Origin of the sequence: Actinoplanes sp. NPDC024001 (genome assembly GCF_040638955.1) — a bacterium.
Lineage (GTDB): Bacteria > Actinomycetota > Actinomycetes > Mycobacteriales > Micromonosporaceae > Actinoplanes.
Genome location: NZ_JBEZZB010000249.1, coordinates 1 through 10,606, shown reverse-complemented (window position 1 = coordinate 10,606; position 10,606 = coordinate 1). Strand labels below are relative to the sequence as shown.

At 72.4% G+C, this 10,606-nt stretch carries 8 protein-coding genes and 2 pseudogenes; 4 read left to right on the top strand and 6 right to left on the bottom strand.

The window, feature by feature from the left end:
• From AB0F81_RS47885 to AB0F81_RS47860, 6 genes and pseudogenes are all read right to left on the bottom strand, one after another.
• Window positions 1-1,934: pseudogene (locus AB0F81_RS47885) on the bottom strand (cyclic nucleotide-binding protein); the annotation flags it as partial.
• Window positions 1,935-2,154: 220 nt separating this feature from the next.
• Window positions 2,155-3,693: a trypsin-like peptidase domain-containing protein gene (locus AB0F81_RS47880; RefSeq protein WP_360210527.1), complete on the bottom strand. Its 1,539-nt coding sequence runs from the start codon at window positions 3,691-3,693 to the stop codon at window positions 2,155-2,157.
• Between the two features lie 39 nt (window positions 3,694-3,732).
• Entirely contained in the window at window positions 3,733-5,322 is a 1,590-nt protein-coding gene (locus AB0F81_RS47875) for an ATP-binding protein (RefSeq protein ID WP_360210525.1), read from the bottom strand.
• An 8-nt stretch (window positions 5,323-5,330) separates the two neighbouring features.
• On the bottom strand, window positions 5,331-6,044 hold the full coding sequence (locus AB0F81_RS47870; protein WP_360210523.1) for a response regulator transcription factor: 714 nt from the start codon (window positions 6,042-6,044) through the stop codon (window positions 5,331-5,333).
• 108 nt (window positions 6,045-6,152) lie between these two features.
• Window positions 6,153-6,914 carry a lysophospholipid acyltransferase family protein gene (locus tag AB0F81_RS47865; protein WP_360210521.1) on the bottom strand — a complete coding sequence of 254 codons (762 nt, stop codon included), beginning with the start codon at window positions 6,912-6,914 and terminating at the stop codon, window positions 6,153-6,155.
• Window positions 6,911-7,672 (bottom strand): GNAT family N-acyltransferase, encoded by a 762-nt coding sequence (locus AB0F81_RS47860; protein ID WP_360210519.1) that lies wholly within the window; start codon window positions 7,670-7,672, stop codon window positions 6,911-6,913. The genes AB0F81_RS47865 and AB0F81_RS47860 overlap by 4 nt, the downstream gene beginning before the upstream one ends.
• 132 nt (window positions 7,673-7,804) lie before the next feature.
• Between AB0F81_RS47860 and AB0F81_RS47855 the strand changes: the two genes are divergently transcribed.
• The 4 genes and pseudogenes from AB0F81_RS47855 to AB0F81_RS47840 all read left to right on the top strand — a co-directional run.
• The gene (locus AB0F81_RS47855) at window positions 7,805-8,470 is read left to right on the top strand and encodes a hypothetical protein (RefSeq protein ID WP_360210517.1); all 666 of its coding nucleotides are present in this window, start codon (window positions 7,805-7,807) and stop codon (window positions 8,468-8,470) included.
• A gap of 9 nt (window positions 8,471-8,479) precedes the next feature.
• Window positions 8,480-9,376 (top strand): ATP-binding cassette domain-containing protein, encoded by an 897-nt coding sequence (locus tag AB0F81_RS47850; RefSeq protein WP_360210515.1) that lies wholly within the window; start codon window positions 8,480-8,482, stop codon window positions 9,374-9,376.
• Window positions 9,373-10,143 (top strand): ABC transporter permease, encoded by a 771-nt coding sequence (locus tag AB0F81_RS47845; RefSeq protein WP_360210513.1) that lies wholly within the window; start codon window positions 9,373-9,375, stop codon window positions 10,141-10,143. The genes AB0F81_RS47850 and AB0F81_RS47845 overlap by 4 nt, the downstream gene beginning before the upstream one ends.
• A 163-nt stretch (window positions 10,144-10,306) precedes the next feature.
• Window positions 10,307-10,456, top strand: a pseudogene (locus AB0F81_RS47840) (hypothetical protein); the annotation flags it as partial.
• Window positions 10,457-10,606 lie beyond the last annotated feature (150 nt).

The window sequence follows — 10,606 nt, the reverse complement described above, 5'->3', positions numbered from 1 at the left end:
CAGGCGGGGTAGCAGCCGGCGTTGCGGGAGCTCACCGTGCTCGGCGCCGGTGACCGCGTGCACGGGTACGCCCAGTTCAGCGGCGAGCCGGGGGCTAGCGCGAGGCGCTGGTCCTCCTCCAGGCCGGAGAGCGCCGGGGTGTCGGCGAAGAGCGCCTCGGCCTCCGCCCGCTCCTGCGGCGGCGGGCCGGGCATCGGGCCGACGACGGTGGCGACGGTCGACGCGGGCAGCGCCAGCAGCGTGGTGCCGGCGGTGTGCCAGTCCAGCTGGGAGCTGCGGCCGGTGAGCGCGTTGGCGAGGCCGACCACGCCACCCGGTCCGACGTGGTGCCGGATGGTGCCGCCCGGGTCGCCGGGACGGCGGCCGTGCAGGGCGCCCTCGACCACGACGTAGACGGCGGGCTGGTGGTCGCCGGCGAGAACCAGCTGGCGGCCGGTCGGCGGGTGCAGCCAGCGGGCCCGGGAGGCCAGCCCCTGCAGTGCCGCCTCGGGCAGACCGCCCAGCTCGGAGGCCTGCAGCGCGGCCAGGCGGCGGGGCAGGTCGGCGTCCCGGTCCCGCTCGGCGGCCCGCTGCCGGGCCCGGCGCCAGGCCTTGCCGAGCCGGCCCAGCAGGAAGTAGAGCGGCGGCGCGAGGATGCCCAGCACCATCACGAGCAGCAGCAGGCGGCCGAGGAATCCGGAGTACCACAGGCCGACGGCGAGGCCCTCGACCCGGTCGGTCCAGAGCCGGTGGCCCAGGCCGAGCGCGGCGACCAGCCAGAGCATCGCGAGCACGCCGTAGAGGGCGACGAGGCGGCCCTCCCGGTCCAGTTTCGACCAGCGCGGGCCGCGCCGGCGCAGCCGCCCGGAGAGCCAGGACAGGGCCCGCGCCCGCACGTCGGGAATCTCCAGCCAGTCCATCAGCAGGTACTGCCCGTCGAGCGGCAGCAGCGGGCTGAGGTTGAAGAAGACGTGCAGGTAGAAGAGGAACGCCAGCTTGAAGGCGATCCCGCCGGTGGCCGGGACGGCCAGGCCGATCAGCTGCACCAGACCGGCCAGCCCGAGCGCGGTGGCCGGGCCGGCCGCGGTGACCGCGATCCGGGCGCGCCGGCCGGCCATCCAGACGTCGCTGGTATCCACGAAGACCGAGGGGATGCCGAAGTACAGCAGCAGCCCGGCGGACGGGACCTCCCGGCCGACCCGTTTCGCGGCCAGCGCGTGCCCCAGCTCGTGTGCGGCCAGCGCCAGCACGTTGAGCAGCACGAGCGTGATCGCGCCGAACAGGTAGGAGTCACCCACCAGGAAGAGGGACCGGCTCCCGCGCTGCCAGGTGGCGGCGAAGAGGACGACTCCGGCGAGCGCGAACAGCCCGCCGATCCAGACCGCGGCGCGGGTGAAGAGGAACCGGCCGACGCTCCGGTAGAGGCCGGTGATCAGGCCGTCCACCTCGAAGGAGAGCACCTGGCGGCCGCCGGCCGCGGCGAGCAGCGAGCTGCCGACCCGTTTCGGCAGCGGCTCGCGGGTCATCTCGCGCAGCGGACGGAAGGCGTCGAGCGGAAGCTCCTCGAGCATCCGGTTGGCGGCCAGGTCGGCGACGACCCGGCGGACCTGGTCCGGTGCGAGGCGGCCGGCGATCCGGGCGAACTCGGCGACCAGCCGGGCCACCGTGCTCACCCCGTCCATCATCAGGGCGAGCTGGTACTCCTCCGGGGTGAGCCGCAGGTACGAGCTGCGGCCGCCGTCGTCCGGCGAGCGGAGCATCACGTAGCGGCCACCACGGACCGCGGTCCGGTGGCGGACCTCGATGCCGGGGCGCAGGACGGGGCGGGCGCTGGACGGGTTGAGCCGCTCGGCCACGGTGTGCCAGAGGCCGGTGTCGGCGGGCCCGGACGGCACCCCCGGGGCACGGCCGGCCAGGGCTTCCCAGACGCTGGTCCGGGTTTCGACGTACGTCAACTCGCAGGGCCTCTCACTCCGCCGAAGTGAAAAATCTCACCGCGCCGGGCGGCGAGCCGACGCCGGCGGCGAATGGAGATTAGGCGGTTGCCTGGGCAAACGCGAGTCCCGCGCGGCAAAAGCTGCCTGTTGGTCGCGAAGGTCCTGAATCCCGGCATAGAGAGGAATACGGCGGGTGACGCGGCCACCCCGGTCGCGTCACCCGCCGTAGCGGAAAGTACTACTGGGCCTCCTGCAGCGTGACGGTGACCGTCTGCTCGCTGCCGTTCCGGGTGAAGGTGAGGGTCATCTTCTGGCCCACCGAGCCCGACTGGACCGCCGCCACCAGGTCGTCCGAGTCGGCGACCGCCTTGCCGTCGACCTTGGTGACCACGTCGCCCTGCTGGAGCTTGGCCTGCGCGGCCGCGCTGTCCGACGTGACGCTGCTGATCAGGGCGCCGCCGTTCTCCGCGTCGGTGACGCTGACGCCGAGCGCCGGGTGGCTGACCTTCTTGCCCTGCATCAGCGCCTCGGCGACGTCGACCGCCTTGTTGCTGGGGATCGCGAAGCCGAGACCGATGTTGCCGGAGCCGGACCCGGAGGTGGCGATCGCCGAGTTGATCCCGATGACCTCGCCGTTGGTGTTGACCAGCGCGCCGCCGGAGTTGCCCGGGTTGATCGGGGCGTCGGTCTGCAGCAGGCCGGTCATCGTGGCGCTCGACCGCTGCTGCTGGCCGCCGAACGGGTTCTGCGGCTGGCCCTCCTCGCCGCCGGACTGGATGGTCCGGTCCTTGGCGCTGATGATGCCGGCGGTCACCGAACCCTCCAGGCCGAGCGGGCTGCCCAGCGCCAGGACGGTGTCGCCGACCTGGATCTGCGAGCTGTCGCCGAACTTGGCGGCCTTCAGGTCCTTGACCCCGGTGGCCTTGACCACGGCCAGGTCGGTCCGCGGGTCGGTGCCGACCACGCTGGCGGTGGCCTTGGTGCCGTCCGCGAAGATGATGTTGACCGACTCGCCCTGGGCGTTCGCGACCACGTGGTTGTTCGTCACGATGTATCCGTCGGCGCTGATCACCACGCCGGAGCCCTCGCCCGTGCCGGTGGTGATCGACACGACGCTGTCCTGCACGGCGGCGGCGATCTGGGCCAGCGACGAGCGGTCCACCACCCGGGTGACCGAGGAGTTGCTGGTCGGCACGGTCCGGTTGCTGTTGTCGTTGTCCAGCGCCAGCGTGGTGGCGGCGCCGACCGCACCACCGCCGAGCGCGATCAGCACGGCCGCCGCGCCGGCGACGAAGATCTTGCGGCCGCGCCCCGGGGTCCGCTGGTGCTGCTCCATCCCGACCGGCTGGGCCCAGGCCGCGGCGCTCTCGGTGCCGGGCTGCGCCTGGCTGGCCTGCCAGGCGGCGTACGGGTCCTGCTGCTGGTAACCGGGCTGCCCGTAGCCGGGTGGAGGCTGGTAACCCTGGTGCGGATGCCCGTACGGCACCGCGGTGGTCGGGTAGTCCTGCCCGGGGGCCGGCTGCTGCCACGGCGACTGCGCCCAGGGGTTGTGCGGGGGCTGCGCCGGAGGCTGGGGCGCCGCGGGCTGGGCGGCGCCGGGCGCGTAACCGGCCGAGGGGTCGGTGGCCGGTGGTTGGGGTGCCGCGGACTGGGGAGCGGCGGACTGCGGGGCAACCGACGGCTGCGCCGCGGTCGGCTGCTCAGACTCCACCCGCTCCGCGCTGGTGTGGTCAGCGGCGGCGTCCGCGGGCCGCGGGTTGGTCTCGTTCTCGTTCATGTAGGTAACTCTGCCCCGTCGTACTCGTACCGAACTGTGTTAGCCCTGGACGTTTTCTGTGAACCCTTTTTCCGCATTTATGGTCGGCAAAGAGACACGGAAGGTGGCGCCCCGGCCCGGTTCGGAATCTACCTCGACCGATCCCTCGTGCGCCGCCACGATCGCCGCGACGATCGCCAGACCCAGTCCGGTGCCGGTCGCCTCCCGGTCGGTGTTGCGGGTCCGTGCCCCGTCCGCCCGGTAGAAACGCTCGAACACCCGCTCCGCCTGCTCCGGGCTCAACCCGGGACCGGTGTCGGCCACCTCGATCACCGCGGTGTCCCCTGTCCCGGCGAACAGGCGCAGGGTCACCGCGGCGCCCGGCGGGGTGTGCACCACGGCGTTCGTCATCAGGTTGCCGATCACCTGGCGCAGCCGGGCGTCGTCGCCGTACGCCACCAGCCGCTCCGGCTCGTCGCGCACCTCCAGGGTGATCTCCCGGTCCGGTGCGGTGGCCTGCGCGGCCTGCACCGCGTCCATGGCGAGCACCGGCAACTCGACCGGGGCCAGGGTGAGCGGCCGCTCCCGGTCCAGCCGGGCCAGCAGCAGCAGGTCCTCGACGAGCAGGCCCATCCGGGACGCCTCGTCCTCGATCCGCCGGACCAGCCGGGCCACCGCCTCCGGGTCGGAGACCGCGCCCTGGCGGTAGAGCTCGGCGAAACCGCGGATGGTGGTCAGCGGCGTACGCAACTCGTGTGAGGCGTCAGCGACGAACTGCCGCATCTTCTCCTCGGACTGCAGGGCCCGCGCCTCGGACCGCTTGGCGGCCTCGGCCGCCTGGCGGGCGCTGTGCTCGGCGGACCGGGCCGCCTGCTCGGACTGGGCCCGCGCGATGAAGGCGGCCTCGATCTGGGCGAGCATCGTGTTCAGCGCGACCGAGAGCCGGCCCAGCTCGGTGGTCGGCTCGCCGCCGTCCACCTCCGGGTCGGGCACACGCTGGGTGAGGTCGCCGGCCGCGATCCGGGCGGCGGTGCGCTCGATCTGCACGAGCGGGATCAGGCTCTGCCGCACCATGGCCGCCCCGATCGTGGCGAGCGCGATCAGCACGCCGACCCCGACCAGGAAGTCCACCCAGACCAGCCGGGCGATCACCGCGTCCACACCGGTCATCATCTGGGCGACGTGCAGCACCTCGCCGTTGTTGAGCCGGGCCACCACCATCCGCCAGACGTACTTGCCGTCGTAGGAGCGGACCGTGTAGGGCTCGTCGATGTGCGCGTCGATCTCCTCGACACCGGTGAACAGCGGCGGGAGGTTCTCCTCGGTCAGCTGGGACCGGAGGTAGGACCGCTCACCCACCCCGCTGACCGTGGTCCGGGCGGCGTAGTAGTCCGGCGGCAGGAAGATCGAGCCGCCGCCCGGCCGCCCCTCGTTGAAGGCGTTGACCGCGTGGGTGCCGAACGACTTCAGCTGCGCGTCCATCCGGTCCAGCATGAACTGGTGCAGCGCGTAGGTGCTGGTCGCGCTGATCAGGGCGAGCGCCGCGAAGACCAGCGCCAGCACCGCCGCGACCAGCTTGGTCCGCAGCGAGATCTTGCGCAGGCTGGGTTGGCGCGGGATCGACCCTCGAACCCGCTCGGCAATAGTCACGATCGGGCCTACACAGCTGGTTTGCGCAGCACGTAGCCCACACCGCGGAGGGTGTGGATCAGGCGCGGCTGCACGTTGTCCACTTTCCGGCGAAGGTACGAGATGTACGACTCGACGATGTTGTCGTCACCGCGGAAGTCGTATTTCCACACGTGGTCCAGGATCTGCGCCTTGGAGAGCACCCGGTTGGCGTTGAGCATCAGATAGCGCAGCAGCTTGAACTCGGTCGGCGAGAGCTGCACCCGGCTCCCCGCCCGGTAGACCTCGTGCGTCTCCTCGTCGAGCTCCAGATCGGCGAAGACGAGCCGGGACGGCTGCTCCTCGCCGGCCGTGGTGCGGCGCAGCACCGCCCGGATGCGGGCGGTCAGCTCCTCCAGGCTGAACGGCTTGGTGACGTAGTCGTCGCCGCCCAGGGTGAGCCCGCGGATCTTGTCGTCGGTGCCGTCCCGGGCGGTCAGGAAGACCACCGGGGTGCGCTGCCCACCCTCCCGCATCAGCCGGATCACCTCGAAACCGTCGAGGTCGGGCAGCATCACGTCGAGCACGACGAGATCGGGCGCGGAGCTGCGGGCGGCACTGACGGCCGCACTGCCGCTGGTCGCGGTCGTGACGTCGAACCCGGCGAAACGCAGGCTGGCGGAGAGCAGCTCGAGGATGTTCGCGTCGTCCTCGACGACGAGCAGCTTTGCCTCGCTCTGCTTGGGCTGGGTCTGGGCGGCCATGCGGCCATTGTTGCCCCGGCCGCTGCACCGAGGCTGCACACTCGCTGAAAAATTTCTGTGAGGAAGGCCTTCAGTCAGCTTTCGGGTGGCGGGTGGGGCGGTCGGAGGTCACGCGGCCAGGCGATATCCGCCGCCGCCGAGGCTGGCCTGCGCCGCGCGGGCCAGCACCCGCCGGTCGGCGCCCGCCTCCGGGCGCAGCGCCGGCGCGGCCACCAGCGTGACGGCCATCCGGCGGACCCGGGCCACCCGCAGCACCGAGCCCCACAGGGTGTCGTCGCCGACGAAGGCCGCCTCGGCCGAGTCGTAACCGATCGAGATGGGCACGACCGGGGCGCCGGCATCGATCGCGGCCTGGAAGAACGCCGGACGGAACCGGCCGTGTTCGGCGCCGCAGAACGTCGTACCCTCCGGGAAGACCGCGACCGACCGCCCGGCTCGCAGCGCCGCCGCGGCCTCGCACACCGTCGCGGGCAACGCCCGCGGCCGCGAGCGGTCGATGAAGATCGCCCCGCTCCGGCCGGCGGTCGCGCCGATCCCCGGCCAGGCCCGCACGTCGTGCTTCGCCACCAGGCGCACCGGCAGCACCGCGGTCAGCGCCACGATGTCCAGCCAGGAGACGTGGTTGGCGACGAGCAGGCTGCCGGGGCGCGGCAGCGGGCCGCGCCAGACCAGGCGAACACCCAGGACCGCGAGGATGGCACGGGACAGGCGCCGCAGCGCGCCGCCACCGAGCAGCGCCGCCGGCAACAGACCCCCGAGGAGTACGCCGAGAAGCGCGCCGACGCGGACGACTGTGGTTCCCGGCGCCGCCGCGGCCCACCCGCCCGGCCGGCACCGGTCCCCGCACGCCGAGCTCGGCTGCCAGATCATCGGGTCGCGCCCAGGAAGTGCCGGCGGTACCGGGGGTCCAGCCGGTCCATCGAGAACAGCACGTAGAAGTCGGCGCACGCGAAGTCCGGGTCGTACGCCGGCTCGCCGCAGACCCAGCTGCCCAGCCGCAGGTAACCGCGCAGCAGCGGGGGCACCGCCACCTTGGGGTCGGCGACCAGGTCGTCACCGGGCACCCAGGGGTTGCGGGGGCGGACCCGCAGGGCCGGCGGGGAGAGGTGCTTGGCGTTGAGCCGGGCGCGCACGCCGGCGGCGACGTGCCCGCCGTCGGCCAGCGGCACCGAGGCGCAGCCGCCCAGCCAGCGCAGGTTGTTGAGGTGCAGGTAACGGGCGATGCCGGCCCACATCAGGTTGACCACGGCGCCGGAGCGGTGATCGGGGTGCACGCACGAGCGGCCGATCTCGACCAGGTGATCGCGCAGCGGCCGCAGCGCGCTGAGGTCGAACTCGGCGTCGGCGTACCGGCGCCCGGCCAGCTCGGCGGCACGCGGCGGGAGCATCCGGTAGGTGCCCACCACCGCGCCGGAGGCGTCGTCCCGGACGATCAGGTGGTCGCAGTAGGCGTCGAGGTCGTCGGCGTCGAGCCCGTTCGCGGTGCTCGGCAGGCGCGCGCCGAGCTCGCCGGCGAAGACGTCGTGCCGCAGACGCTGGGCGGCCTCCACGAGAGCCGGGTCGTCCGCGAGGAGCAGGGTGTAGCCGCTGGTCCCGGTGGGTGCGGCGGCGGTCATCAAAACTGCCATGAGATCTGTGTAAGGGCGGCATGCGCCGACGGCGTGTCGGGCGCTTGAACGATTGGCATCGGTTTTCCGCCGCGGAGGTGCGCAGTGGCGATGCGTGACTGCTGGGTGAGCGACTTGTGCGAAGGTCGGTGGATGTTGATTCCGGCTCGTTTCAACGGACCTCCCGGCACCGGCAACGGCGGCTGGTGCTCCGGCGTCTTCGCGGTCGCCGCAGGCGCCCGGACCGGTGGCTCGCCCTTCCAGGTGACACTGCGGGTGCCGCCGCCCCTGGAGACCGGCCTGGAGCTGCGGGACGGCTCGGTGTTCGCCGGGGAGACCCTGGTCGCCGAGGTCACCGCGGCGGACACGGCCGGCGACGGGGTCGCCGCGGTTGCGCTCGATGCCGCGGCCGAGGCGTCCCGGAGCTATCCCGGCTTCACCGCGCACCCCTTCCCCACCTGCTTCGTCTGCGGCCCGGACCGGGCGGCCGGCGACGGACTACGGATCTTCCCCGGAGTGCTGCCGGACGGGCGGACCGCGGCGCCGTGGACGGTCCCGGACGAGGTGTCGGTGCCGACCATGTGGGCGGCGCTGGACTGCCCGGGTGGCTGGTCGGCGATCGCCCGGGGCCAGGCGTACGTGCTGGGCCGGATCACCGCGGCGGTCGAGGCTCTGCCCGCGCCCGGCGCCGAGTGCGTGGTGACCGGCGCGGCCGTCGAGATCAGCGGGCGCAAGGCGATCGTCGACTCCACCGTCCACGGGCCGGACGGCAGCCGTCTCGCCACCGCACGGGCCACCTGGATTGCGGTGATCAAGTAGGTTGCGGCGATGATCGCCGTCGAGAACCTGACGAAGCAGTACCGGAGGCTGCGCGCCGTCGACGACCTCTCGTTCACCGTGCGCGCGGGCCGGGTGACCGGCTTCCTCGGCCCGAACGGGGCCGGCAAGACCACCACGCTCCGGATGCTGCTCGGCCTGGTCACCCCGACCGCCGGCACCGCCACCATCGACGGCCGGCGGTACGTCGACATGGCCGACCCGATCCGCCACGTCGGCGCGGTCCTGGAGGCGTCCAGCGCCCACCGCGGCCGGACCGGGCGGGACCACCTGCGGGTGGTCTGCCAGGCGGCCGGGCTGCCCGCGCGCCGGGCCGACGAGGTGCTCGACCTGGTCGGTCTGCAGCCGGCCGCGCAGCGCAAGTTCAAGGGTTACTCGCTGGGCATGCGGCAGCGGCTCGGCATCGCCACCGCGATGCTCGGCGACCCGGGCGTGCTGATCCTGGACGAGCCGGCCAACGGCCTCGACCCGGAGGGCATCCGGTGGATGCGCGACCTGCTCAAGGGGCTGGCCGGCGAGGGCCGCACGGTCCTGGTCTCCAGCCACCTGCTGGCCGAGATGCAGCACCTCGCCGACGACGTGGTGATCGTGGCGGCGGGCCGGCTGATCCAGCAGGGCCCGGTCACCGACGTGCTCGGCAGCGGTCAGGCCGCCCAGGTGCGGGTGCGCACCCCGGAGCCCGGCCGGCTGACCGAGGCGATCGAGCAGGAGGGCCTGCAGGTGCGCGGCGAGGCGGACGGCTCGCTGCTGGTGATCGGCGCGGAGGCGGCCCAGGTCGGCGGCGTGGCGTTCCGGGCCGGCGTGGAGCTGCACGAGCTCACCGGCGAACGGGTGGATCTGGAACAGGTGTTCCTGGAACTGACGGCCGGAAAGGCGGCGATCCGGTGAACCTGGTACGCGCGGAACTGCTCAAGATCCGTACCATCTCGCTGTGGTGGGGCTTCGGCCTGCTGCTGCTCCCGCTCTGGGCCGCGGCACTCTTCTTCAACTGGGCCAGCGCGACGAGCGAGCCGACCGGCCAGGACCTCGGCGTGACCGTCAGCCTCGTCACCAGCGGCCAGTTCTTCGGGCTCCTGGTGGTTCTGCTGCTCGGCGCGATCATGGTGACCAACGAGTTCCACCACCTCACCGCGACCACCACCTTCCTCACCACGCCCCGCCGCGAGCGGGTGATCCTGGCCAAGTTCGCCGCCGCCATCGTGATCAGCCTGGCCGTCTGGGCGGTGGTCACGACCCTGAACCTGGTGATCACCCCGATCGTGATGGCCGACGTGGAGATGTCGGCACAGCTCGGGGCGAGCGAGGTGTGGGAGGCGATCGGCCTCAACGCCCTGGCCTTCGCTCTCTGGGCGATCCTCGGCGTGGGCTGCGGCGTGCTGATCCGCAACCAGCTCGCCGCGACGCTGATCCTGTCCACCCTCTACGTGCTCGGCACCGCCGTGGTCACCGCCGTCTTCTTCGTGCTCAGCGACTGGATCTCCGGCTTGGAGAAGCTGGACTTCCTGGTGCCGACGGTCGCCTCGGATCTGATGATCAGCGGATCGATGCTCCCGGAGGGACCGGGCCGGCTGACCGGCGTGGTGGTTCTCATCACATATGCGGCGGTCACCGGCGCGGTGGGCACCCTGATCACCAGGCGCCGCGACATCGGCTGACAGGGGCCGGCGGGAGCAAAGCGTGCAGACCGTATAGGTCACAGAGCGGACGTCCGAGCGGACAGCGCTCGTGCACGGCGTAGCCTGGACACCGAATCCTACCCGTCCCGCGTGACGGAGCAGTCACGTGATGACAAACACGGTGAAAGAGGCGAACGCGGCAGTGTCGACGCAGCAGACTTCGCAGGACAATCCACTCGCGGACTTCGGTCCCAACGAGTGGATCGTCGATGAGATGTACCAGCGATACCTGTCCGACCCGACCAGTGTCGACCCTGCCTGGCACGATTTCTTCGCGGACTACAAGCCGGCGATGGCCACGGGCTCGATCGCGACGCCGGACGAGGCGAAGGCGGCCAACGCGACCGCGACCGCCGCCAAGGCCGGCACGGACGCGCCCGCCGCGGCCACAGTCGCCGGCTTGTAGTCCGCGAAGAAATCGTGCCAGGCAGGGTCGACACTG